Annotated in this window: 20 protein-coding genes; 16 read left to right on the forward strand and 4 right to left on the reverse strand. The window is 73.2% G+C overall.

What is annotated here, in order from left to right:
- Window positions 1–127: 127 nt before the first annotated feature.
- The 3 genes from ACFW01_RS02050 (at window position 128) to ACFW01_RS02060 (ending at window position 5,349) form a co-directional block, all read left to right on the forward strand.
- Complete coding sequence (locus ACFW01_RS02050) at window positions 128–1,147, forward strand: ComEA family DNA-binding protein (protein ID WP_234954588.1); 1,020 nt, start codon at window positions 128–130, stop codon at window positions 1,145–1,147.
- The gene (locus ACFW01_RS02055) at window positions 1,144–3,789 is read left to right on the forward strand and encodes a ComEC/Rec2 family competence protein (protein WP_384502181.1); all 2,646 of its coding nucleotides are present in this window, start codon (window positions 1,144–1,146) and stop codon (window positions 3,787–3,789) included. Before ACFW01_RS02050 ends, ACFW01_RS02055 begins: the two co-directional genes overlap by 4 nt.
- Before the next feature lie 543 nt (window positions 3,790–4,332).
- Window positions 4,333–5,349, forward strand: coding sequence for an N-acetylmuramoyl-L-alanine amidase (locus ACFW01_RS02060; RefSeq protein WP_234954585.1), 1,017 nt, complete (start codon window positions 4,333–4,335; stop codon window positions 5,347–5,349).
- Between the two features lie 22 nt (window positions 5,350–5,371).
- Here the strand turns inward: ACFW01_RS02060 and ACFW01_RS02065 are convergent, their stop codons facing one another.
- Window positions 5,372–5,656 (reverse strand): hypothetical protein, encoded by a 285-nt coding sequence (locus ACFW01_RS02065; RefSeq protein ID WP_234954583.1) that lies wholly within the window; start codon window positions 5,654–5,656, stop codon window positions 5,372–5,374.
- Between the two features lie 42 nt (window positions 5,657–5,698).
- Between ACFW01_RS02065 and ACFW01_RS02070 the strand changes: the two genes are divergently transcribed.
- The 4 genes from ACFW01_RS02070 (at window position 5,699) to holA (ending at window position 8,894) form a co-directional block, all read left to right on the forward strand.
- Entirely contained in the window at window positions 5,699–6,535 is an 837-nt protein-coding gene (locus tag ACFW01_RS02070) for an arylamine N-acetyltransferase (protein ID WP_234954581.1), read from the forward strand.
- An 86-nt stretch (window positions 6,536–6,621) separates the two neighbouring features.
- Complete coding sequence (locus tag ACFW01_RS02075) at window positions 6,622–7,503, forward strand: YceI family protein (protein ID WP_234954579.1); 882 nt, start codon at window positions 6,622–6,624, stop codon at window positions 7,501–7,503.
- Window positions 7,504–7,574: 71 nt separating this feature from the next.
- Window positions 7,575–7,820: a hypothetical protein gene (locus ACFW01_RS02080; RefSeq protein WP_234954578.1), complete on the forward strand. Its 246-nt coding sequence runs from the start codon at window positions 7,575–7,577 to the stop codon at window positions 7,818–7,820.
- 84 nt (window positions 7,821–7,904) lie between these two features.
- Window positions 7,905–8,894 carry a DNA polymerase III subunit delta gene (gene holA / locus ACFW01_RS02085; protein ID WP_234954576.1) on the forward strand — a complete coding sequence of 330 codons (990 nt, stop codon included), beginning with the start codon at window positions 7,905–7,907 and terminating at the stop codon, window positions 8,892–8,894.
- Window positions 8,895–9,144: 250 nt separating this feature from the next.
- On the opposite strand, the gene rpsT is transcribed toward holA, so the two are convergent.
- Window positions 9,145–9,411 (reverse strand): 30S ribosomal protein S20, encoded by a 267-nt coding sequence (gene rpsT / locus ACFW01_RS02090; RefSeq protein ID WP_055416861.1) that lies wholly within the window; start codon window positions 9,409–9,411, stop codon window positions 9,145–9,147.
- A gap of 305 nt (window positions 9,412–9,716) precedes the next feature.
- Here rpsT and lepA point away from each other — a divergent pair, with 305 nt between their 5' ends.
- From lepA to hemW, 4 genes are all read left to right on the forward strand, one after another.
- Window positions 9,717–11,585, forward strand: a complete 1,869-nt coding sequence (gene lepA, locus ACFW01_RS02095) for a translation elongation factor 4 (protein ID WP_234954574.1) — start codon at window positions 9,717–9,719, stop codon at window positions 11,583–11,585.
- 285 nt (window positions 11,586–11,870) lie between these two features.
- Window positions 11,871–13,748 (forward strand): AMP-dependent synthetase/ligase, encoded by a 1,878-nt coding sequence (locus tag ACFW01_RS02100; RefSeq protein ID WP_234954572.1) that lies wholly within the window; start codon window positions 11,871–11,873, stop codon window positions 13,746–13,748.
- Between the two features lie 199 nt (window positions 13,749–13,947).
- The gene (locus ACFW01_RS02105; protein WP_384502182.1) at window positions 13,948–15,882 is read left to right on the forward strand and encodes a SpoIIE family protein phosphatase; all 1,935 of its coding nucleotides are present in this window, start codon (window positions 13,948–13,950) and stop codon (window positions 15,880–15,882) included.
- A 118-nt stretch (window positions 15,883–16,000) separates the two neighbouring features.
- Complete coding sequence (hemW, locus tag ACFW01_RS02110) at window positions 16,001–17,233, forward strand: radical SAM family heme chaperone HemW (RefSeq protein WP_234954570.1); 1,233 nt, start codon at window positions 16,001–16,003, stop codon at window positions 17,231–17,233.
- 146 nt (window positions 17,234–17,379) lie between these two features.
- Here the strand turns inward: hemW and ACFW01_RS02115 are convergent, their stop codons facing one another.
- Both ACFW01_RS02115 and ACFW01_RS02120 read right to left on the reverse strand, forming a co-directional pair.
- Complete coding sequence (locus ACFW01_RS02115; RefSeq protein WP_234954569.1) at window positions 17,380–18,180, reverse strand: DUF3097 domain-containing protein; 801 nt, start codon at window positions 18,178–18,180, stop codon at window positions 17,380–17,382.
- 34 nt (window positions 18,181–18,214) lie between these two features.
- On the reverse strand, window positions 18,215–18,949 hold the full coding sequence (locus tag ACFW01_RS02120; RefSeq protein ID WP_234954568.1) for an MBL fold metallo-hydrolase: 735 nt from the start codon (window positions 18,947–18,949) through the stop codon (window positions 18,215–18,217).
- 173 nt (window positions 18,950–19,122) lie between these two features.
- Here ACFW01_RS02120 and hrcA point away from each other — a divergent pair, with 173 nt between their 5' ends.
- The 5 genes from hrcA to ACFW01_RS02145 all read left to right on the forward strand — a co-directional run bounded on the left by hrcA (window position 19,123) and on the right by ACFW01_RS02145 (window position 23,821).
- Window positions 19,123–20,139, forward strand: coding sequence for a heat-inducible transcriptional repressor HrcA (gene hrcA / locus ACFW01_RS02125; protein ID WP_122620162.1), 1,017 nt, complete (start codon window positions 19,123–19,125; stop codon window positions 20,137–20,139).
- Window positions 20,140–21,273 carry a molecular chaperone DnaJ gene (dnaJ, locus tag ACFW01_RS02130; RefSeq protein ID WP_125491710.1) on the forward strand — a complete coding sequence of 378 codons (1,134 nt, stop codon included), beginning with the start codon at window positions 20,140–20,142 and terminating at the stop codon, window positions 21,271–21,273.
- A gap of 121 nt (window positions 21,274–21,394) precedes the next feature.
- Window positions 21,395–22,480, forward strand: a complete 1,086-nt coding sequence (locus tag ACFW01_RS02135; RefSeq protein ID WP_234954567.1) for a nitronate monooxygenase — start codon at window positions 21,395–21,397, stop codon at window positions 22,478–22,480.
- The gene (locus ACFW01_RS02140) at window positions 22,477–23,226 is read left to right on the forward strand and encodes a 16S rRNA (uracil(1498)-N(3))-methyltransferase (RefSeq protein WP_234954566.1); all 750 of its coding nucleotides are present in this window, start codon (window positions 22,477–22,479) and stop codon (window positions 23,224–23,226) included. The genes ACFW01_RS02135 and ACFW01_RS02140 overlap by 4 nt, the downstream gene beginning before the upstream one ends.
- 79 nt (window positions 23,227–23,305) lie before the next feature.
- Entirely contained in the window at window positions 23,306–23,821 is a 516-nt protein-coding gene (locus ACFW01_RS02145; protein ID WP_234954565.1) for a hypothetical protein, read from the forward strand.
- Window positions 23,822–23,838: the final 17 nt, after the last annotated feature.

Below are 23,838 nucleotides of genomic sequence, written 5' to 3' on the forward strand. Positions count from 1 at the left end.
CGCGGTGGTGCGATCGCGCCGTGGCTCGTCGCCCGTTCGGGGGGCGGAGTTTTCCACAACCCGTGGGTAGTCCACGGGAATTGACCATGATCGTCGCGGGTGGGGCGAGGTGTCGGATCCTCGGCGCATGGCACTTCGATCACGCTCACAGTCCCGCACGGCGACCGGATCCAGCGGTCCGGGTCGCGCACCGGCTTCCGACGGCCGGCTCCGTCGGCGCCACCCGCCCCGCCCCCACGCCCGGCACGGACGCCGGCCCGCACCCGCGGAGGAACTGCGCCGGCGGGCGGAGGCGCTGTTCGCCGAGCGGGCCGGGCAGGCCGAGCACGATGGATCGCGCGGGGAGTCGGGGAAGGGGCCGCCGGTGTACGGCGGAGGCGGAGACGCGCCGCTTCCCGTCGCGGCCGATGGTGCCGTCCGGGCGACCTGGAAGGAGCGGGCCGGGCAGGCGCTGCGGGAGCGGATGCCGGTGTGGCTGCAGGCGCGGTGCGGGCTGGAGCGGCGCAGCGTGGCCGCGCTCACGGTGCTGCTCGTCGTCGCGGGTCTCTTCGCCGTGCAGCACTTCTGGACCGGCCGCACCCAGTCCGTGGCGGCGCCCGAGGTGGTGCGGCAGGCGGCGCCGTTCGGATCGCGGGACGAGGGCGCGCGTGAGGGTGAGGGCAAGGCGGTCGGTGCGACGGTCGGTGGGGCGGCGCCCACGGCCGGTGCCGAGATCGTCGTGGACGTCGGCGGAAAGGTCCGCAAGCCCGGTGTCCACCGTCTTCCGGCCGGTTCACGGGTCGCGGACGCCCTGCGGGCCGCCGGAGGCGTGCGGGACGGCGCCAAGACCGACGGGCTGAACCAGGCGCGTTTCCTGGTGGACGGCGAGCAGGTCGTCGTGGGCGCTCCCGCACCCGTCGCGGGGGTCGCCCCAGGCGGTGGAGGTACCGCGGGGAGCGGGGCGGCGGCGCCCGCGGCACCGGTCTCCCTCAACACCGCGACCCCGGACCAGCTGGACACCCTGCCCGGCGTGGGCCCCGTGCTCGCCCAGCACATCATCGACTACCGCGCCCAGCACGGCGGTTTCCGTTCGGTGGACGAGTTGCGCGAGGTCAACGGCATCGGCGAGCGCCGCTTCGCCGACCTGCGGGATCTCGTACGGCCATGAGCACGGATCGGTCCACGGGTCTGTCCCCGAACCGGCCTGCGGGTCTGTCCCCGGACCTGCCCACGGGTGAGCCGACGGACCCTGCCGGGCGGTCCCACACCCGGACGGCACCCCCACGCGCGGCCGTGCACGCCGCCTCCGGCCACCGGCTCGGCGCGGCCCACCCCCGCCAGGAGGGGCCCACGGACCTGCGGCTGGTGCCGCCCGCGCTCGCGGCCTGGGCGACGGCGGCGTTGACGCTGGGCGCACCGGCCGGGTGGGCCGTGGGCATGGTGACCGGTGCCGTGGTGCTGGGCTGCGTGCTGCTCCGGAGGTCGCGGAGGCAACGCGTGAGGCTGGGGCGGTCCCCGGTCGCCGTCGCCGCCCTGCTTCTCTGCGTCGCGGCGTCCGCCGCCTCGGCCGCGCTGCACGGCGCCGACCTGCGCCGGGGGCCCGTGCCGGGGTCGGCCCGGGAGTACGCCACGGTCACCGCCGAGGTGGAGGTCACCGCGGATCCCCGCCTCACCACGCCGCGGGTCCGGGGCAACCGTGCCGCCCCGCCCACGGTGCTGATCGAGGCCGACGTACGACGGGTCATGGAGAAGGACGGCACGGTGGTCGCTACGCGGACGCCGGTGCTCGTCCTCGTCGACGTGGGGGAGGAGGACCAGGGTGGGGACGCCCGGCCGTCGCGTGCCGATCCCGCGGCCTCGCGCTGGCTCGGGCTCCTGCCGACCACCCGGCTCCGCGTCACCGCCCGCTCGGCGCCCGCGAGGACGAGCGGGGACCGGATCGCCGCCGTGCTCCGGGTACGGGGTGGCAGGGCCGCGCCCGAGGTGCTGGCCGGCCCGTCGGCGGCGCAGCGGCTGGCGGGGCGGCTGCGGGCCGGGCTGCGCGAGGCGACGGACAGTCTGCCGGGTGACGCGCGGGCGCTGCTCCCGGGCCTGGTCGTGGGGGACACGTCCCGCGTCACTCCGGAGCTGGAGGAGGCGTTCAAGGAGACGGACCTGGCGCACACGCTGGCCGTCTCGGGGGCCAACTTCACGATCGTGCTCGCCCTGCTGCTCGGCCCGCCCGGGCTGGCTCAGCGCAGTGAACGCCGGGGAGTCGCGCCCCGTCTCGGGCTCTCCCTGCGGACGACGGCGCTGCTCGGCGGGGCGCTCGCACTCGGCTTCGTGGTGGTGTGCCGGCCCGACCCGAGCGTGCTGCGGGCCGCGGCCTGCGGGTCCGTCGCCCTGCTCGCCCTGGCCACCGGACGGCGCAGGTCGCTGCTCCCGGCGCTGGCGACGGCCGTACTGCTGCTCGTGCTGTACGACCCGTGGCTGGCCAGGAGTTACGGGTTCCTGCTCTCCGTGCTGGCCACCGGGGCGCTGCTCACGCTCGCGCCTCGGTGGAGCGCGGCGTTGCGGCGGCGCGGGGTGCCGCCGCGGCTGGCGGAGGCGCTGGCCGCCGCGGGGGCCGCGCAGGCCGTGTGCGCGCCGGTCGTCGCCGTGCTGTCGGCGCGGGTGAGCCTGGTGGGGGTGCCGTGCAACCTGCTCGCGGAGTTCGCGGTGGCCCCGGCCACGGTGCTGGGGTTCGCGGCGCTGGCGACGGCGCCGGTGGCGATGCCCGTGGCCGAGGCGCTGGCCTGGTGCGGGGGCTGGCCGGCCGGGTGGATCGCGGGGATCGCCCGCACCGGGGCCGCGCTGCCCGGCGCGGGAGTGGACTGGCCGGGAAGCTGGGCGGGGGCGGCGCTGCTCGCGCTCGTCACGGCGGGCGGGCTGCTCGTCGGTCGGCGGCTGCTGCGGCATCCCTGGTGGTGCGGGGTCTGCGCGCTGCTGCTGGTGCTCGCGGTGGTGCAGCCGCCGCCGCTGGCCCGGGTGATCAAGGGCTGGCCGCCGCCGGGCTGGCGGATGGTGATGTGCGACGTGGGACAGGGCGACGCCATGGTGCTCGCGGCGGGGGAGGGCGCGGGCGTGGTCGTGGACGCCGGGCCCGATCCGGCGCTGGTGGACCGCTGTCTGCGCTCGCTCGGCGTCACCCGCGTCCCGCTCGTGGTGCTGACCCACTTCCACGCCGACCACGTCGCCGGGCTGTCCGGGGTGTTGCGGGGGCGTGCGGTGGGGGCCATTGAGACGACCGCCCTCGAAGAGCCCGCGGACCAGGCCGACGCCGTCCGCAGACAGGCGGCGGCGCGACGGATCCCCCTGCGGCACGCGGCCGCCGGGGAGCGGCGACGGGCCGGCCCGCTCTCCTGGCAGGTGGTGTGGCCGCCGTCCGGCACGGGTTCGCGGGCGATGCCACCCACGAGCACCGAGGGACCCAACGACGCCAGTGTCACCCTCCTGGTGCGGACGGCGGGCCTGCGTCTCCTCCTGCTCGGGGACCTGGAGCCGCCGGCCCAGCGGGAGCTGGCGCGCTCTCCGGCCGCAGCGGAGCTGGCGGACGTCGATGTGCTGAAGGTGGCCCATCACGGCTCCGCGCACCAGCACTTCGGCCTCCTACGGAACGTGGCCCCGCGCCTGGCGCTCATCAGCTGCGGCGAGGACAACACCTACGGCCACCCCGCACCCGCCACGGTCGCGGCACTGCGCGCCCAGGGAGCGACCGTGCTGCGCACCGACCGGGACGGCGCACTGGCGGTCGCGGGTACCGGCAGGGAGTTGCGGGTGGCGGAAGAATGACGAGGGAAGACGCATCGCCCGCTGCGGCCGCGTTCGCCGTTCCGGACCGCTCGCCTGGTTCTGCCCGGCCGCCCCCCTGTCCTGCGCGCCGTCATCGCGCCTTTGGCAGGCGGCTGTCGCCTGCGGCGGCCCTCTCGCAGGTCGCGCCCTCAGTCTGCGTGGGGGCGACCTCGCTCTGCTCGTCAGCAGGCATGCGCCCTGTAGCGGCGAGGGCGCGGGCGGTCCGGGACTGGCCGGATCGTGAGTCGCTCCGGTCGCCGCCGTGCCGTAGAAGGCGTAGGCCTGGCGATCGCCGGGAATTTTGATTCCAGCGCGGAAGACGCCGGCGGTGCCGTGCAGCGGACACGCGCGGCCGCGGGCGGCGTCCACCACACCCTTGACGCGCAGGACGTGCCGGTCGTCGCGACCTGACAGCGATGCGGTTCGTCAACGGGATGCCCGCCCCCGGCAGAAGGAGGACCCTATGCCCCAACCGCCCCAACCTCCCCAAGCGCCCCGACCGGACGACCGGTGGGTCACCCATCCGTGGCCGGAGTGTGTGTGATGGCCGCGCCCATGACCGCCGGCAGTTTCCTGAAGGCCCTGCGGGACGAGGGGCTGGTCGTCGTCGAAGTCGGCGACTGGCGGGACCACAACCGCAATCACGTGGGCGCGTGGGGGCCCGTCAACGGTGTGATGTTCCATCACACCGTGACCCGTGGCAGCGCCGCCACCGTGGAGATCTGCCGCAAGGGCTACGCGGGCCTGCCCGGTCCCCTGTGTCACGGCGTCATCACCAAGGACGGACGCGTGCACCTGGTCGGTTACGGCCGTGCCAACCACGCCGGCCTGGGTGACGACGACGTCCTGCGTGCCGTCATCGCGGAGAAGGCCCTGCCCCCCGACAACGAGGCCAACACCGACGGCAACCGGCACTTCTACGGCTTCGAGTGCGAGAACCTCGGCGACGGCAAGGACCCGTGGCCGGCCGCGCAACTGAACGCGATCGAACGCGCGGCCGCGGCCGTGTGCCGGCACCACGGCTGGAACGAGCGCTCGGTGATCGGCCACCTCGAATGGCAGCCCGGAAAGATCGACCCGCGCGGGTTCACGATGGCGTCGATGCGCGCCCGGGTCGAAGAACGCCTCACCCACCCCGCCGGCTGGACACCCGGCGATCCCGAGGAGGAAGACATGCCGCGAGCGATCAGCCGGTCCGACAGCCACGACCGGGAGATCACGCCCCGACAGTGGACGACGCTCCCCGTGGACGGTGTGGACCTGCTGACCGGCGCGTCCCACTACCAGGCCACGGCCCACCTCCGGGCGGTCGTTCCACCCGGCTCGACACTCCAGGGCCGGTTCTACCACCTGCGTCCGGACGGAACCCGGTGGACCGGTCCGATCGTCGAACGGGTGGGCACCGACGGCAGCAGTTTCCCCGACTTCGGGAACAGCGGCTCGATCGGCGCCAACGAACGGCTGCGCTTCGAGTTCATCCACTACCCGCCCGACTCGGGCGACCAGGCCCCGATCACGGTCACGAGCGCGAAGGTCCGCGGCCTGTACTGGGAGGCGTGACAAGACATCGCGCCACCGGCCGTCAGTCGAGCCACCGTTTCCAACGGGCGCCGGGCGGATCGCAGTGCCCCGAGGCGATGGCCTGTCGGTAGGCGCGGTCGATCAGCTCCGGGTCCGGCCGGATCCGGCCGTTCGCGCCGGGCAGGCCGGGTCCGTCGCGGCCGGTGACGGTGGAGACGCCGACCACGCAGTCGGGACGTACGGTCCGTGTCGCATACCAGGCTAGGGCGACAGCGCCCAGGGCGAGCACCGCGCAGGCGACGAAGAACAACCGGCGCGGATCTCCGAGCCTGGACGGGCTGACCACCGGTGCATCGTACTGAGTGCGCAGTGGCGGGAGACTGAGGGCATGGATTCCGCACAGGTCGACGCCTATCTCCGCCGGCTGGGGGCCGAGTACCCGGCACGGCCCACCCTCGACGCGCTGCGCGCACTGCACCTGCTTCATCTTCGGGCGGTGCCGTTCGAGAACCTCTCCGTCCACCTGGGCGAGGAGATCGTCCTGGAGGAGGGGCGGCTGCTGGACAAGGTGGTGGGCGGGCGCAGGGGCGGCTTCTGCTACGAACTCAACGGTCTGTTCGGCGCGTTGCTCGCGGCGCTCGGATACGAGGTCACGATGCTCGCCGCGCGGGTGTACGGGGACGGGGGGCGGCTCGGGATCCCGTACGACCACATGGTGCTGCTGGTGCGGACGGTGGACGGGGGCGACTGGCTGGCGGACGTCGGGTTCGGGGCGCACAGTCACGGTCCGCTGGCGTTCGCGGAGCGGGCGGAGCAGGAGGACCCCGGGGGGACGTTCCGGGTCGTGGAGGCGGGGCCGGACGCGGCCGGGGTGCGCGGGGCGGAGGCCACGGCGCGGGCGGCCGACCTGGACGTGCTGCGCGAGGGGCGGCCGGTGTACCGGGTGGACGTCCGCCCGAGGGTGCTGGACGACTTCGTGACCGGCGCGTGGTGGCACAGCACCTCTCCCCGGTCGCACTTCCTCCAGTCGACGGTCTGCTCCCGGATCACCGAGGACGGGGGACGGATCACGCTCAGCGGACGCCGGCTCACGGCGACGGCTCCCGGCGGCGACCGGGAGGAGCGCGAGTTGGGCACGGACGAGGAGGTGCTCACCGCGTACCGCGAGCACTTCGGCATCCGGCTCGACCGGGTCCCGGTACGGAGGTGTGCCGATACCGGGTGAGTGGTCCCGTGTTGCCTCGAAAGCCCCATCGGTGATCGAATGTTGCTTCGTCAACCAATTCTGATGTGGGGCAGAGGGTGTCGCAGATGATCGGCCGCTTGCTGGGAAGCCGTACGAAGCGGATGCACCGGACGGGTCCCCTGGCCGCCGTGCGCACCCCGCCGGACGCCGGGGTGCTCAGCTGCCGGGTCCTCGACCCGGTCCACGAGCCGGTGCCGAACGCGGAGTTCGTGGTCAGCGACGGCATGGGACGCAAGGTGGTCGGCGGCGGCACGGATCCCTTCGGGTCGTTCCTGGCGGCGGTGCCCGCCGGGGAGTACCGGCTCGCCGTCTCCGCCGAGGGCTACGCGCCGTACCGGGCATCCGTGACGGTCGCCGAGGACGCGCTGGCCTCGCTCGGCGACGTGACCCTCCAGGTGGCCCAGCCGCCGGAGCTGCCCACGCCGGGTGACTGGGAGATCGAACCCGCGCACTCCTCGATCGCGTTCACCGCGCGGCACATCGGGCTGGCCCGGATCCACGGCCGGTTCAACTCCTTCGCGGGCGCGGTGCGGATCGCGGACGAGATGGAGCGGTCGGCGATGCACGTGGTCATCGACGCGGCCTCCATCGACACCAACGTGACGATGCGCGACGACCACCTGCGTTCGGCCGACTTCCTCGACGTGCAGCGGTTTCCGACACTGGAGTTCTACAGCGACCGGTTCACGCACCGCGGCGGCAACCGGTGGGCCGTCACGGGAGCGCTGACCCTGCACGGTGTGACGCGCACGGTCACGCTGGACACCGAGTACCTCGGCCTCGGCAACGGCATGGAGGGCGAGACGCGGGCGGCCTGCCGCGCCACCACCGAACTGCACCGCGACGACTTCACGGTGAGCTGGCAGACGATGCTGGCCCGCGGCATCGCCGTGGTCGGGCCCAGCATCCGCATCGACCTCGACGTGCAGACGGTGCCCAAGGGCTGACCGCGGCCCGGAAGCCGCTCGGAGTCCGCCCCCGCGCTCCGCCCGCCGCGCGGTGTCCGACAATGGCACCCGTGAGCGATGTGAGACACGTACTGGTGCTGCCCGACCGCGACGCGGCGGAGGAGGCGGCCCAGGCACTCGGGGAGCGGTTCGGGCTCGACGAGGAACCCCGGCTCCTGAGGGACGCCCTGGCCGGCGAGGACGACGCCGAGGACGCCCAGTGGCTCGTCCTCCTGTGCGACGAGCGGGAACTGCTGGACCCCGGAGAGCTGGACGAGTTCGCGGGGGAGTGGGAGGGCTGGCGCGAGGAGCCGTAGTCCCGCACCGGACCCGGCCCCGGCACCGGCCCTGGCACTGGCGGCCGGCGTCCGTTGTCAGTGGTGCGTGCGATGCTTGTCGCGATGGCCAGGAAGACTGCGAATGACGACCCTCTCGCCCCGGTGACCCTTGCCGTGGGCCAGGAGGACCTCCTGCTCGACCGTGCCGTGCAGGAGGTGGTGGCCGCCGCGAAGGCCGCCGACGCCGACACGGACGTACGCGACCTGACCCCCGACCAGCTGCAGCCCGGCACGCTCGCCGAGCTCACCAGCCCCTCGCTCTTCGCCGAGCGCAAGGTCGTGGTCGTACGCAACGCGCAGGACCTGTCCGCCGACACGGTCAAGGACGTCAAGGCCTACCTCGGCTCTCCCGCCGAGGAGATCACCCTGGTCCTGCTGCACGCGGGCGGCGCCAAGGGCAAGGGCGTCCTGGACGCCGGCCGCAAGGCGGGCGCGCGCGAGGTGGCGTGCCCGAAGATGACCAAGCCCGCGGACCGGCTGGCCTTCGTGCGCTCGGAGTTCCGTGCCGCCGGGCGGTCGGCCACCCCCGAGGCGTGCCAGGCCCTGGTCGACGCGATCGGCAGCGACCTCAGGGAGCTGGCCTCGGCGGTGTCGCAGCTGACCGCCGACATCGAGGGGACCATCGACGAGGCGGTGGTCGGGCAGTACTACACGGGACGGGCCGAGGCCTCCAGCTTCACCGTCGCCGACCGGGCCGTCGAGGGACGTGCGGCCGAGGCCCTGGAGGCGCTGCGCTGGTCGCTGTCGACCGGGGTCGCGCCGGTGCTGATCACCAGCGCGCTGGCGCAGGGCGTGCGGGCCATCGGCAAGCTCTCCTCCGCCCGTGGTGGCCGCCCGGCTGACCTCGCCCGCGAGCTGGGGATGCCGCCCTGGAAGATCGACCGCGTCCGGCAGCAGATGCGCGGCTGGACACCGGACGGCGTCTCGGTGGCCCTGCGCGCGGTGGCCGAGGCGGACGCGGGGGTGAAGGGCGCCAGTGACGATCCCGAGTACGCGCTGGAGAAGGCCGTGGTGACGATCGCACGCGCGGCGCGCTCACGCGGACGCTCGTAGTCCGCCCCCGACCGCACCGGCCGGCCGAAGGCCCCGGGCACACGGCGGACCGAAGGCCCCGGGCGCACGACAGACCGAAGGCCCCGGCGTCCGTCCGGGGAAGGACGGCCACCGGGGCCTTCGGATCAAGCTCGCGGATCCATGCCCGCGTGGCGAACGCAGGCCGCGCATGGATCCTGGGTGCCGGACGGGAGCGGATGAGAGAGGGCCCGCTCTGGGTCCACCCGGCCGATCAGACCAGATGAGGGGTTCAGCCCTTGAGGGCGCCGACCTTGGTCGCAAGCGCCGACTTCTTGTTGGCGGCCTGGTTCTTGTGGATGACACCCTTCGAGACGGCCTTGTCGAGCTGGCGCGAAGCGACGCGCTGGTACTCGGTGGCCTTCTCGACGTCACCCGCGGCAGCGGCCTCACGGGCCTTGCGGATCGCGGTCTTCAGAGAGGACTTGACGGCCTTGTTGCGCAGCCGGGCCTTCTCGTTGGTCTTGTTCCGCTTGATCTGGGACTTGATGTTCGCCACGAATTGAGCCTTTGCAGGTTCAGGCACGAGGCCACGAGGGTCCCGTACCGATGATTTCTTGAAGGAGTGCCTCACGCTGAGAGGGCAAGAGACACAGCTCCCCACAGTACCAGCGGCCCGCAGCGCCCCCAAAACCAGGCCGCAACCAGCCCGCAACCCGGGCCACAACCCGGCCACAACCCCGCCTCAGGCCGTCCCAGACCCATACCGGCTCCCCACCCGTGGGACGATGGAGGCTACGTATCGATCCGACCCGAGACCCGAGACCGCAGACACTGCGGACGCCTCAAGAATCAGGACCCTGCGTGCCCGCGATCCCCAGCCATGTGCCCGAGCCGAGCCGTACCGACCCGGCGCTGATCCGCAACTTCTGCATCATCGCGCACATCGACCACGGCAAGTCCACGCTCGCCGACCGGATGCTCCAGCTGACCGGTGTGGTCGAGCAGCGGCAGATGCGCGCCCAGTACCTCGACCGCATGGACATCGAGCGCGAGCGCGGCATCACGATCAAGTCCCAGGCGGTGCGACTGCCGTGGGCCCCGTCCCACGACGAGGGCAACACGCACATCCTCAACATGATCGACACCCCGGGGCACGTCGACTTCACCTACGAGGTCTCGCGGTCGCTCGCCGCCTGCGAGGGCACGATCCTCCTCGTGGACGCCGCCCAGGGCATCGAGGCCCAGACCCTCGCCAACCTCTACCTGGCGATGGAGAACGACCTCACGATCGTCCCGGTGCTGAACAAGATCGACCTGCCGGCCGCGCAGCCCGAGAAGTTCGCCGAGGAACTCGCCAACCTGATCGGCTGCGACCCCGACGACGTGCTCAAGGTCTCCGCCAAGACCGGCCTCGGGGTCGAGGCGCTGCTGGACAAGGTCGTCGCCGACGTCCCGCCCCCGGTGGGCGTCAAGGACGCCCCCGCGCGGGCGATGATCTTCGACTCCGTCTACGACTCCTACCGGGGTGTCGTGACGTACGTCCGTGTCGTCGACGGCCAGCTCAACAAGCGCGAGCGGATCCGGATGATGTCCACCGGCGCGACGCACGAGCTGCTGGAGATCGGCACCAACTCACCGGAGATGCTCGCCGCCGACGGCCTCGGCGTCGGCGAGGTGGGCTACCTGATCACCGGCGTGAAGGACGTCCGCCAGTCCAAGGTCGGTGACACCGTCACCAGCATGCACAAGGGCGCCGAGGAGGCGCTCGGCGGCTACAAGGACCCCAGGCCGATGGTCTTCTCCGGTCTGTATCCGCTGGACGGCTCGGACTACCCCCTGCTGCGCGAGGCCCTGGACAAGCTCCTGCTCAACGACGCCGCCCTCGTCTACGAGCCGGAGACCTCCGCGGCCCTCGGTTTCGGCTTCCGCGTCGGCTTCCTGGGCCTGCTGCACCTCGACGTGATCCGCGAGCGGCTGGAGCGCGAGTTCGGCCTCGACCTGATCGCCACCGCGCCCAACGTGGTCTACCGCGTGATCATGGAGGACGGCACCGAGGTCGACGTCACCAACCCGAGCGAGTTCCCCGAGGGCAAGATCAACGAGGTCTACGAGCCGGTCGTGCGCGCCACGATCCTCGCACCGACCGAGTTCATCGGCGCGATCATGGAGCTGTGCCAGACCCGGCGCGGCACGCTGCTCGGCATGGACTACCTCTCCGAGGACCGGGTCGAGATCCGCTACACCCTCCCGCTCGCGGAGATCGTCTTCGACTTCTTCGACCAGCTGAAGTCGAAGACGCGCGGTTACGCGTCGCTGGACTACGAGCCCACCGGCGAGCAGACCTCCAGCCTGGTCAAGGTCGACATCCTGCTGCACGGCGACAAGGTGGACGCCTTCTCGGCGATCACCCACAAGGACGCGGCGTACGCGTACGGCGTGCGGCTCGTCGCCAAGCTGCGTGAGCTGATCCCGCGCCAGGCCTTCGAGGTGCCCATCCAGGCCGCCATCGGCTCCCGGGTGATCGCCCGCGAGACCATCCGCGCCATCCGCAAGGACGTCCTCGCCAAGTGCTACGGCGGTGACATCTCCCGCAAGCGGAAGCTGCTGGAGAAGCAGAAGGAAGGCAAGAAGCGGATGAAGATGGTGGGTTCCGTGGAGGTTCCGCAGGAGGCCTTCATCGCGGTCCTCTCCAGCGATGACAGCGCGGGGTCGGGCAAGGGCAAGAAGTAACCGCTCCGCGGCATGCCGAGTCCGGGCAAAAAGGACGCAGAGGGGCTCGTCGTGCGAAAGTGCGGCGGGTCCCTTCGCATGTCACGGGCGCGCGTCTGTAGGAAGTGACAGGGCGCGGACTCTTACGCGGGGGCCGGTCGCCCTCTACTCTGATGCCTGCCCCGTAGTTACTCGTGAGTTAAACAAGTGATCGGGCAACTGTCCGAGCCCTGCCTGAACACCGCCCGAGAGTGAATCCAGCCGCACCTGAGCAAGCCGCGCCGTCGCGGGCCCACGGAGGATGTCGTGAGCGACACACAGACAACGATCGAGAACCGTCCGCCCTCCGTGGCGGGACTCTTCCTGGAGCGGGTGGCCGCCACGCCGGACGCCGAGGCGTACCGCTACCCGGTGCCGCCGGCCTCGGGCGAGGGCCCCGACGCGTGGAAGTCGCTGACCTGGTCCCAGGCCGCCGAACGGGTCTACGCGATCGCGGCCGGCCTGATCGAGCTGGGCGTGCAGCCGCAGCAGCGCGTGGCGCTGGCCTCGGCCACCCGGCTGGACTGGATCCTCGCCGACCTCGGCATCATGTGCGCGGGCGCCGCCACGACCACCGTCTACCCGCAGACCAACGCCGACGAGTCGGCGTACATCCTCTCCGACTCCGAGAGCCGCGTGCTGATCGCGGAGGACGCCGCGCAGCTGGCCAAGGCCAGGGAGAAGCGCGCGGAGCTGCCGGAACTCACCCACGTCGTGGTGATCGACGCGACCGGCGCGGACACCACCGAGGACTGGATCCTCACCCTCGACGAGCTGGAGCGCAGCGGCGCGGCCCGTCTGGAGACGGACCCCGAGCTGGTCGCCAAGCGGGTCGGCGCGCTCACCAAGGACCAGCTCGCCACCCTCATCTACACCTCCGGCACCACCGGCAAGCCCAAGGGCGTACGGCTCCCGCACGACTGCTGGTCGTACATGGCGAAGGCCATCGCCGCGACCGGCCTGGTCAGCGGGGACGACGTGCAGTACCTGTGGCTGCCGCTCGCGCACGTCTTCGGCAAGGTGCTGACCTCCGGCCAGATCGAGGTGGGCCACGTCACCGCCGTCGACGGCCGCGTCGACAAGATCATCGAGAACCTGCCGGTGGTCCAGCCGACCTACATGGCGGCCGTGCCGCGCATCTTCGAGAAGGTCTACAACGGCGTCGCCGCCAAGGCCCGCGCGGGCGGCGGGGCCAAGTACAAGATCTTCCAGTGGGCCGCCGGCGTGGCCCGCGAATACGCCAAGGTCACCCAGGACAACTTCAAGCGCACCGGCACCGCGAGCGCCCCCGCCGGCCTGCGCACCAGGCACGCCGTCGCCGACAAGCTCGTCTACGCCAAGATCCGCGAGGCCTTCGGCGGCCGCCTGCGCGCCTGCGTCTCCGGCTCGGCCGCCCTCGCCCCCGAGATCGGCTACTTCTTCGCCGGCGCCGGCATCCACATCCTGGAGGGCTACGGCCTCACCGAGTCCTCCGCCGCGTCCTTCGTCAACCCCGGCGAGGCCTACCGCACCGGCACGGTCGGCAAGCCGCTGCCCGGCACCGAGGTGCGCATCGCGGACGACGGCGAGATCCTGCTGCGCGGTCCCGGCATCATGGAGGGCTACCACAAGCTGCCCGAGAAGACGGCGGAGGTGCTGGAGGCCGACGGCTGGTTCCACACCGGCGACATCGGCGAACTCTCCGCCGACGGCTACCTGCGGATCACGGACCGCAAGAAGGACCTCATCAAGACGTCCGGCGGCAAGTACATCGCGCCCGCCGAGGTCGAGGGCCAGTTCAAGGCGGTCTGCCCCTACGTCTCCAACATCCTGGTGCACGGCGCCGACCGGAACTTCTGCACCGCGCTCATCTCCCTCGACGAGATCGCCATCACCGAATGGGCCAAGGAGAACGGCCTGGAGGGGAAGCCGTACGCGGAGATCGTCGCGGCGCCGGTGACGGTGGAGATGGTCGACGGCTACGTCAAGCAGCTCAACGAGGGCCTCCAGCGCTGGCAGACCATCAAGAAGTTCCGCCTGCTCCCGCGTGACCTGGACGTCGAGCACGGCGAGATCACCCCGAGCCTCAAGCTCAAGCGGCCGGTCGTGGAGCGGGAGTACAAGCACCTGATCGAGGAGATGTACGAGGGCTCGCGCGAGGCGTGAGCGCGCTCGTCGCTCCTCGCTCCGTGGCCGGCGGATGCTCGGAACCGTCCGTTTCCGGCGGGATCCGAGCGTTCGCGTAGCACGGAACTCCCCCATGGCGGCCGACTTCGGTAACTCCGTGCTTATGAACGGGTCCGGTCTGTCACTCTGTCGGCATCGACTGCGAGCACCTCGCACGAACTGCCCGGGGAGACGTCCAATGGGGGCCATTCCGACGCAGCGGGAGACCGCCTTCCGCGCCAGCGGGGCGCCCGCGTACACCGCTGAGGCATCCGCCCAGGAGTGCGCGCGGGCGCACGCGGTGCTGCTCGGCAGCTCCCTGGCGCCGGGCGCCGCGCGCGCGATGGTGCGGGCGGCGCTCGCCGACTGGTCCGCGCGCGGTCTGCCCGGCACGGAGCAGCTGACCGAGCACCGCGCCACCGACGTCCTGGTGGTCGTCAGCGAGCTGGTCACCAACGCCGTCGTGCACGCCGGTACGGACGTCGAGGTCACCTGCCGGATGGAGGAGACGGGCACCCTCGTCGTCGAGGCCACGGACCACCACCCCTCCCGCGCGCCGAGGGGCGGCGACCACGGGACACCGCAGGACCCCGCCGAGTACGGGCGCGGCCTGCGGCTGGTCGCCGCGCTCTCGGAGGCCTGGGGCATCACGTACCGGCCGGGCACCAAGACGGTGTGGGCCCGGCTCCCGGCCGCGGGCACGGAGACGGCGGCGGACGCCGGGAACGACACCGTGACCGCCGGGCAGATCGAGGTGTACGCCGCGGACGAGGGCCGGGAGAGCCCGGACGCCGCCCCCGGCACCGGCCTGCGCGGCCTGCGCGACCGGGAGTGGCTCGGGCGCGGCGCGCTCTCCTTCCTCGCCGAGGCCTCCGACCTCCTGGCCGGGCAGCTCGACGAGGACCTGGTCGCCTCGCTCACCGGGCAGCTCGTCGTGCCGCGGCTCGCCGACTGGTGCGGGGTGTGGCTGGAGGACGAGTCCCTGGGCCGGGGTGCCTGGAGCGACGACCCCGGCACGGCCGTGGGCGCCCGGCTGGCCCGCGTCTGGCACGCCGGCGAAGGCCACATCGACGAACTGCGCCGGGCCCTGGAGAAGGACCCGCCCCGCGCCCGCGACCCGTGGCGCTCCGGCCCCGTCGGCCACCCCTGGCCCGCCGGGGCGCTCGGCCCGCACGGCGCCGCGCTCGCCTACCGCCTGGTCGCCGGGGGCAGGCCGCTGGGCACCCTGGTCATCGGACGGGCCGGCACCACGGGCTTCCCGGACGAGATCACCGGCCTGGTCGAGGACCTCAGCCGCCGCGTGGCGCTCGCCATCGGCGCCGCCCGCCAGTACGCGCGCCAGGCCACCATCAGCGCCGTCCTCCAGCGCGGCCTGCTGCCCGGCGCCGTCGCCGAGATCCCCGGCATGCGCAGCGCCCTCGTCTACGAGCCCTGCGACAAGGGCGGCCCCAGCGGCGACTTCTACGACCTCTTCCCGGCCGGCGACGGCCGCTGGTGCTTCGCCGTCGGCGACGTCCAGGGCAAGGGCCCCGAGGCCGCCGTCGTCATCGGCCTCGCCCGGCCCTGGCTGCGGCTGCTCGCCCGCGAGCAGTACGGCGTCCCCGACGTCCTCGACCGCCTCAACCAGCTCCTCCTCGACGACGCCACCGAGGCCGCGGACGCCGCCGCCCGCGCCCTGGTCGCCGTCGGCGGTCCGCCGGTTGCCCCGGGCGACGGACCGCAGACCCGCTTCCTTTCCCTGCTCTACGGCGAACTGGAACCCTTCGAGGGCGGTGTCCGCTGCACCCTCGCCTCCGCCGGGCATCCGCTGCCGCTGCTCCTCGGACCCGACGGCGCGGTGCGCCCGGTCGCCGCGCCGCAGACCCTGCTCGGCGTCGTCGAGGACGCCACGTACGCCAGCGAGACCTTCGAGCTGCGGTCCGGCGAGACCCTGCTCTGCGTCACGGACGGGGTCACCGAGCGGCGCAGCGGCTCCCGCCAGTTCGACGACGGGGACGGGCTCGCCGCGGCGCTCGCCGGGTGCGCGGGGCTTGACGCCGAACTGGTCGCCGAGCGCATCCGGCGGCTGGTGCACGAGTTCGGGCCCCGGCCCCCGGAGGACGACCTGGCGCTGCTGGTGCTCCAGGCCCAATAGCGGCGGACCGGGTGGTCGCGGGCCGGGTGGTGGCGGGCCGGGTGGTGGCGGGCCGGGGCGGCGCGGGCCGGGCGGTCGCAGGACGGGGCAACCGTTCCCGTACGGGACAATGGAACGCATGCCCTCCGCACTCCCCGACGGCGAACCCGTCCCCGCCGACGGTGCCCTGCCCGCGTCCGCGCTCGCCGGGGCCGCCGACCGCCCCCTCGGCTTCTACCTGCACGTGCCCTACTGCGCGACCCGCTGCGGCTACTGCGACTTCAACACCTACACCGCGACCGAGCTGCGCGGCACCGGCGGCGTCCTCGCCTCCCGCGACAACTACGCCGGGACACTCGTCGACGAGGTCCGCCTGGCCCGCAAGGTGCTCGGCGACGACCCGCGCGAGGTCCGCACGGTCTTCGTCGGCGGCGGCACCCCCACGCTGCTGCCCGCCGGGGACCTGGTGCGGATGCTGGGCGCGATCCGCGACGAGTTCGGCCTGGCGCCGGACGCGGAGGTGACGACGGAGGCCAACCCCGAGTCGGTCGACCCCGCCTACCTGGCCACCCTCCGCGAGGGCGGCTTCGACCGGATCTCCTTCGGCATGCAGAGCGCGCGGCAGCACGTCCTGAAGGTCCTGGACCGCACGCACACCCCCGGCCGCCCCGAGGCCTGCGTCGCCGAGGCCCGCGCCGCCGGGTTCGACCACGTCAACCTCGACCTGATCTACGGCACCCCCGGTGAGTCCGACGACGACTGGCGGGCCTCCCTCGACGCCGCGCTCGGCGCCGGACCCGACCACGTCTCGGCGTACGCCCTGATCGTCGAGGAGGGCACCCAGCTCGCCCGGCGCATCCGGCGCGGCGAGGTCCCGATGACCGACGACGACGTGCACGCCGACCGGTACCTGATCGCCGAGGAGACCCTCTCGGCGGCGGGCTTCGACTGGTACGAGGTGTCGAACTGGGCCACCTCCGACGCCGGCCGCTGCCGCCACAACGAGCTGTACTGGCGGGGTGCCGACTGGTGGGGCGCGGGGCCGGGAGCCCACTCCCACGTGGGCGGTGTGCGCTGGTGGAACGTGAAGCACCCCGGGGCGTACGCCGGGGCGCTGGCGGCGGGGAAGTCGCCGGGGGCCGGGCGGGAGATCCTCACGGACGAGGACCGGCGTGTGGAGCGCGTCCTGCTGGAGCTGCGGCTGCGGGAGGGGGTGCCGCTGGCGCTGCTGCGGGAGGCGGGGCTCGCGGCGTCCCGGCGGGCGCTGTCGGAAGGGCTGCTGGAGGAAGGGCCGTACGAGGCGGGGAGCGCGGTGCTCACGCTGCGCGGGCGGTTGCTGGCGGACGCGGTGGTGCGGGATCTGGTGGACTGAACAGCCTGTTTCGCCCCCGCCGCCCCTACCCGTCCCGTCCCGTCCCGGGGGCTCCGCCCCCGGACCCCCGCTCCTCAAACGCCGGAGGGGCTGAAATGCACCCCGGAGGGGCTGAAATGCAGCCCGGAGGGGCTGAAAGACGTGACTTACGCGGTCACGAAGTCGATCAGTTCCTCCACCCGGCCCAGCAGCTCCGGCTCCAGGTCCTTGTACGAGCCGACCCGGGCCAGGATCGCCTGCCACACCGCCCCGGTGTTGTCGGCGGGCCAGCCCAGGGCCCGGCACACGCCCGTCTTCCAGTCCTGCCCGCGCGGCACCCGCGGCCAGGCGTCGATCCCCACGGACGCCGGCTTCACCGCCTCCCAGACGTCGATGTAGGGATGGCCGACGACCAAGACGTGCTCGCCCGTCACCGCCTCCGCGATCCGGGACTCCTTCGACCCCGGCACCAGGTGGTCCACGAGGACGCCGAGCCGCGCGTCCGGCCCCGGGGCGAAGTCCGCGACGATCGACGGCAGGTCGTCCACGCCCCCCAGGTACTCCACGACGACGCCCTCGACGCGCAGGTCGTCGCCCCACACCTTCTCGACCAGCTCGGCGTCGTGCCGGCCCTCGACATAGATGCGTCCGGCGCGCGCCACCCGGGCGCGTGCGCCGGGGACGGCGACCGAACCGGACGCCGTACGCGAGGGGCGCACCGGGCCGGACGCGGGCCGCACCAGCGTCACCACGCGCCCCTCGAGCAGGAAGCCGCGCGGCTCCATCGGGAACACCCGGTGCTTGCCGAAGCGGTCCTCCAGCGTCACCGTGCCCGCCTCGCAGCCGATCACCGCGCCGCAGAACCCGGTGCCGGGCTCCTCGACCACCAGGCCGGGGTCGGCGGGTACCTCGGGTACGGGCTGCGACTTCTTCCACGGAGGGGTCAGGTCGGCGGAGTACTGGCGCATTCTGCCGACGATACGAGGAATCCGCCGTTCGTGATCAGTGCGACACGCCGAAACGCGCGGACAGCGCGTCCCGTTGGGCCCGGACGAACGCCGCGTCCACCACCGCTCCGTGACCGGGGACGTACCGCGCGTCCGCGCCGCCCAGGTCGAGCAGCCGGTCCAGGGCCGCGGGCCAGTGCGACGGTACGGCGTCGGGGCCGGCCTGAGGTTCGCCGGACTCCTCGACCAGGTCACCGCAGAACACCACCTCCGGGTCGCCCGGCACCAGCACCGCGAGGTCGTGGCCGGTGTGCCCGGGGCCCACGTTGGCGAGCAGGACCTGCCGCCCGCCGCCCAGGTCGAGCGTCCGCTCGCCGCAGACCTCGTGCGGGACGCGGACCAGCGCGTCGACCGCCTCCTCCGCCCGCCGCTCGTCCAGCCCCTGAGCCACCGCGTCCGCGCGCAGCGCCTCCCGCCCGTGTCCGCCCGGAGCGAACACCGCGTCGGTGCCCACCGCGCCGTAGACCTCCGCGCCCGCGAACGCCGCGGCGCCGAGGACGTGGTCGAAGTGCGGGTGGGTCAGCGCGAGATGCGTCACACGGTGCCCGGCCAGCCGTTGCGCCCCCGCGCGCAACCGGGCGCCCTCGCCCAGGCTCGATCCCGCGTCGATCATCAGCACCGCGTCCGTGCCGAGGACCAGCCCCGCCGTGCAGTCCCAGCCCGGCAGCCGGCACCGGCCCACCCCGGCCGCCACCCGCTCCCATCCCAGGTCCTCCCAAGTCACCGTCACGGCCCCGACGCTATCGCCACACGGTCTCGCCGCACGTCGGCGTGGCCCCGGCCTTGCCGGGGGCGTACCCCACGGCCGTACACTGGGCCGGGGAAGTCTGGCACTCGCGCGCCGTGAGTGCCAGGACGGACCGGCAGGACAGCGGGCGGACGACTTCTGGAGGTGTGGCGCGGATGCTCAGTGAACGCAGGCTCCAGGTACTGCGCGCCATCGTCCAGGACTACGTCGGCACCGAGGAGCCGGTCGGGTCCAAGGCCCTCACCGAGCGGCACAACCTCGGCGTCTCGCCGGCCACCGTGCGCAATGACATGGCGGCCCTGGAGGACGAGGGGTTCATCGCCCAGCCGCACACCAGTGCCGGGCGCATCCCGACCGACAAGGGCTACCGCCTGTTCGTCGACAAGCTGGCCGGCGTCAAGCCCATGACCGCGCCCGAGCGGCGCGCCATCCAGAACTTCCTGGAGGGCGCCGTCGACCTCGACGACGTGGTGGCCCGCACGGTGCGGCTGCTCGCGCAGCTGACCCGGCAGGTCGCCGTCGTGCAGTACCCCTCGCTGACCCGCTCGACCGTGCGGCACGTGGAGCTGCTGGCCCTCGCGCCCGCGCGCCTGATGCTCGTGCTGATCACGGACACCGGACGGGTCGAGCAGCGGATGGTCGACTGCCCGGCGCCGTTCGGCGAGGCGTCCCTCGCGGATCTGCGCGCCCGGCTCAACAGCCGGGTCGCGGGCCGTCGTTTCACCGACGTGCCGGGTCTGGTCGAGGAGCTGCCGGATGCCTTCGAGGCCGAGGATCGCGGTACGGTCTCCACCGTGCTCTCCACTCTCCTGGAGACGCTGGTCGAGGAGAACGAGGAGCGGTTGATGATCGGCGGCACCGCCAATCTGACCCGCTTCGGGCACGACTTCCCCTTGGTGATCCGGCCGGTGCTGGAGGCGCTCGAGGAGCAGGTCGTGCTCCTCAAGCTGCTCGGCGAGGCGAAGGATCCGGGCGTGACCGTCCGAATCGGTCATGAGAACGCCCATGAGGGACTCAACTCCACGTCCGTCGTGTCGGTGGGCTACGGTTCGGGCGGCGAGGCGGTTGCCAAGCTCGGCGTGGTCGGACCGACCCGCATGGACTACCCGGGAACGATGGGAGCGGTACGCGCAGTGGCACGGTACGTCGGACAGATCCTGGCGGAGTCGTAGGTGGCCACGGACTACTACGCCGTACTCGGCGTACGCCGCGACGCGTCCCAGGACGAGATCAAGAAGGCGTTCCGGAGGCTCGCCCGCGAGCTGCATCCGGACGTCAACCCCGATCCGAAGACCCAGGAGCGGTTCAAGGAGATCAACGCCGCCTACGAGGTGCTGTCGGACCCGCAGAAGAAGCAGGTCTACGACCTCGGCGGCGACCCGATGTCCCAGGCGGGCGGCGGGGCCGGCGGCTTCGGCGCGGGTGGCTTCGGGAACTTCTCGGACATCATGGACGCGTTCTTCGGTACGGCGTCGCAGCGCGGGCCGCGCTCGCGCACCCGCCGCGGCCAGGACGCGATGATCCGCATCGAGGTCGAGCTGGACGAGGCGGCCTTCGGCACGACCAAGGACATCCAGGTCGACACCGCCGTGGTCTGCAACACCTGCAACGGCGAGGGCGCGGCGCCCGGCACGTCTGCCCAGACGTGCGACATGTGCCGCGGCCGCGGTGAGGTCTCGCAGGTGACCCGGTCCTTCCTGGGCCAGGTCATGACCTCGCGGCCCTGCCCGCAGTGCCAGGGCTTCGGCACCGTGGTCCCGACCCCGTGCCCCGAGTGCGCGGGCGACGGCCGCATCCGCTCCCGGCGGACCCTGACCGTCAAGATCCCGGCGGGCGTCGACAACGGCACCCGGATCCAGCTCGCGGGCGAGGGCGAGGTCGGCCCCGGCGGCGGCCCGGCCGGCGACCTGTACGTCGAGATCCACGAGCTGCCGCACTCCACCTTCCAGCGCCGCGGCGACGACCTGCACTGCACGGTCACCATCCCGATGACGGCGGCGGCCCTCGGCACGAAGGTGCCGCTGGAGACGCTCGACGGCATGGAGGAGATCGACATCCGCCCGGGCACCCAGTCCGGCCAGTCGGTCCCGCTGCACGGCCGGGGCGTCACCCACCTGCGCGGCGGCGGCCGGGGCGACCTCATCGTCCACGTCGAGGTCACCACCCCGACCAAGCTCGACCCCGAGCAGGAGCGCGTCCTGCGCGAGCTGGCCGCCCTGCGCGGCGAGGAACGGCCGCAGGGCCAGTTCCAGCCCGGGCAGCAGGGTCTGTTCTCCCGGCTGAAGGACGCGTTCAACGGGCGCTGAGGCGGTGGCCCTCCGGGGCGCCGCCGGGCTCGGTGGGTGGCTCCGGGATGCGGATGCTTCTGGCGTATGCCGACGGAAGCCCGGATTCGGACTTGTTCGGAGGACGTGACAACATGCGGTCATGTCCTCCGCACTGACCGATCTCTTCCCCTACCCGATCGTGCAGGCGCCGATGGCGGGCGGCGTCTCCGTGCCGCGGCTCGCCGCCGCGGTCTGCGAGGCGGGCGGGCTGGGATTCCTGGCCGCCGGGTACAAGACCGCGGACGGGATGTACCAGGAGATCAAGGAGCTGCGGGGGCTCACCGCACGCCCCTTCGGCGTCAACCTCTTCATGCCGCACCCGGAGACCCCCGACCCGGCGGCCGTCGGCGTGTACGCCCACCAGCTGGCCGGCGAGGCCGCCTGGTACGAGACGGAACTCGGCGACCCCGACAGCGGCCGGGACGACGGCTACGACACCAAGCTCGCGGTGCTGCTGGACAACCCCGTGCCGGTCGTCTCCTTCCACTTCGGCGTCCCGAGCACCGAGGTCGTCGACTCCCTGCACCGCGTCGGCACCTTCGCCCTGGTCGCGGCGACCACCGCGGACGAGGCCCGTGCCGTGGAGCGGTCCGGCGCCGACGCGGTGATCGCGCAGGGCGCCGAGGCGGGCGGCCACCAGGGCACCCACCGGGACAGCCCGGAGACCGGCGGTGCCGGCACCGGACTGCTGTCGCTGGTCGCCCAGGTCCGGGAGGCGGTGAGCCTGCCCATCGTCGCCGCCGGCGGCATCATGCGCGGCGGTCAGATCGCCTCGGTCCTCGCGGCCGGCGCGAGCGCGGCCCAGCTGGGCACCGCCTTCCTCGCCACCCCCGAGTCCGGCGCGCACGACCTGCACAAGCAGGCGCTGACCAACCCCCTGTTCGTGCGCACCGAACTGACCCGCGCCTTCTCCGGCCGCCCCGCCCGCGGCCTGGTCAACCGCTTCCTGCGCGAGCACGGCCCCTACGCCCCCGCCGCCTACCCGGACGTGCACCATCTCACCGCCCCGCTGCGCAAGGCCGCGGCCAAGGCGGGCGACGCGCAGGGCATGGCGCTCTGGGCCGGGCAGGGCCACCGGATGGCCCGCGAGCTGCCCGCCGGACAGCTGGTGGAGGTACTGGTGGCCGAACTCGCCGCCGCCGGGACAGCGTTGTCGCACTACGCGACGGGAGGCGCGGGCCGATGACGGCACCGGTGTTCGTGGTCGACTCCCTCGGCCCGGCCGACCTGACGGCGGGGGAGTACGTCCTCGACGGCCCCGAGGGACGGCATGCCGTCTCCGTGAAGCGGCTGCGGTCCGGCGAGGACGTCGTCCTCACCGACGGACGCGGACACTGGGCCGAGGGCGTGGTGAAGGCCGCCGAGGGCAAGGACCGCCTCGTCGTCACGGACCTGGAGACGGTCCACGAGGAACCGCCGGAGCAGCCCCGGATCACCGTCGTCCAGGCCCTGCCCAAGGGCGACCGGGGCGAACTGGCCGTGGAGACGATGACCGAGGTCGGCGTCGACGCGATCGTGCCCTGGGCGGCGTCCCGCTGCATCACGCAGTGGAAGGGTGAGCGCGGCCAGAAGGCGCTCGGCAAGTGGCGGGCGACGGCCCGCGAGGCCGGCAAGCAGTCCCGCCGGGTCCGCTTCCCCGACGTCGCGGACGCGGCGACCGGCAAGCAGGTTGCCTCACTTCTGGCCGCCGCCGACTTCGCCGCCGTACTCCACGAGAGCGGCGACGCACCCCTGGCCGCCGCCGAACTCCCCGCCTCGGGCGACATCGTGCTGGTCGTCGGACCCGAAGGGGGCGTCTCCCCCGAGGAGTTGGCGCTCTTCGCGGAAGCCGGCGCCCGGCCCTACCGCCTGGGCCGCAGCGTCCTGCGCACCTCCACCGCGGGCACCGCGGCGACCGCCGCCCTGCTGACCCGCACCGGCCGCTGGTCCTGACACGGCAACCGGCGGCCCGTCGCCACCGTGGCCGTATGCCCCCTACCGCCCGCCCCGGACCGGTGGGAGGCTGCCCTCCATGGGGGCATTGAGGCGGATTTGGCGTGTGGCTCCGGTGACCGTCGGCGCGGTCGTCGCCGTCGCGGGTGTGGTCGCGTGCGAACCGGGCGGGCTCAGTTCCGCGACCGTGGCGTACACGACCGACCGGACCATGACGCGTGAACTGGAGCGGCAGAAGGCCGACGTGCGGTGGCTCACCTGCACCGCGAACACCGGGGGTGACGGCTCCACCGCGTCGGCGAGCGAGGAGACCGTCGCCTCCGTCGACTGCGACGGGGAGACCGACGACGGCAAGGAGATCACCGTCGACGGCAAGGTGACCCGCGTCGTCAACGGCGCCTGTGTGCGCGGCGACCTCACGACCGAGGTGGACGGCAAGGAGTGGTTCCGGGTCAAGGGGCTGGGCAACTGCGACGCCACCAGCGCCCCGCCCGCGAACCGCCCCTCCCCGCAGCAGCCCGGGCCCACCGTGACCGTCACTCGGACCATCTGGTGCCCGGACGACCCGCACTGCCGCCCGGTCGAGGGCAAGTAGTCCGCCGGGCCGACGAC

The organism is Streptomyces sp. NPDC058985, from assembly GCF_042740985.1.
Classification (GTDB): Bacteria; Actinomycetota; Actinomycetes; order Streptomycetales; family Streptomycetaceae; genus Streptomyces.

Coding starts and splice junctions, on each gene's coding strand:
- ACFW01_RS02050 (WP_234954588.1), top strand. CDS start 128: ATGGCACTTCGATCACGCTCACAGTCCCGCACGGCGACCGGATCCAGC.
- ACFW01_RS02055 (WP_384502181.1), top strand. CDS start 1,144: ATGAGCACGGATCGGTCCACGGGTCTGTCCCCGAACCGGCCTGCGGGT.
- ACFW01_RS02060 (WP_234954585.1), top strand. CDS start 4,333: ATGGCCGCGCCCATGACCGCCGGCAGTTTCCTGAAGGCCCTGCGGGAC.
- ACFW01_RS02070 (WP_234954581.1), top strand. CDS start 5,699: ATGGATTCCGCACAGGTCGACGCCTATCTCCGCCGGCTGGGGGCCGAG.
- ACFW01_RS02075 (WP_234954579.1), top strand. CDS start 6,622: ATGATCGGCCGCTTGCTGGGAAGCCGTACGAAGCGGATGCACCGGACG.
- holA (WP_234954576.1), top strand. CDS start 7,905: ATGGCCAGGAAGACTGCGAATGACGACCCTCTCGCCCCGGTGACCCTT.
- ACFW01_RS02105 (WP_384502182.1), top strand. CDS start 13,948: ATGGGGGCCATTCCGACGCAGCGGGAGACCGCCTTCCGCGCCAGCGGG.
- hemW (WP_234954570.1), top strand. CDS start 16,001: ATGCCCTCCGCACTCCCCGACGGCGAACCCGTCCCCGCCGACGGTGCC.
- ACFW01_RS02115 (WP_234954569.1), bottom strand. CDS start 18,180: ATGCGCCAGTACTCCGCCGACCTGACCCCTCCGTGGAAGAAGTCGCAG.
- hrcA (WP_122620162.1), top strand. CDS start 19,123: ATGCTCAGTGAACGCAGGCTCCAGGTACTGCGCGCCATCGTCCAGGAC.
- ACFW01_RS02135 (WP_234954567.1), top strand. CDS start 21,395: ATGTCCTCCGCACTGACCGATCTCTTCCCCTACCCGATCGTGCAGGCG.
- ACFW01_RS02140 (WP_234954566.1), top strand. CDS start 22,477: ATGACGGCACCGGTGTTCGTGGTCGACTCCCTCGGCCCGGCCGACCTG.
- ACFW01_RS02145 (WP_234954565.1), top strand. CDS start 23,306: ATGGGGGCATTGAGGCGGATTTGGCGTGTGGCTCCGGTGACCGTCGGC.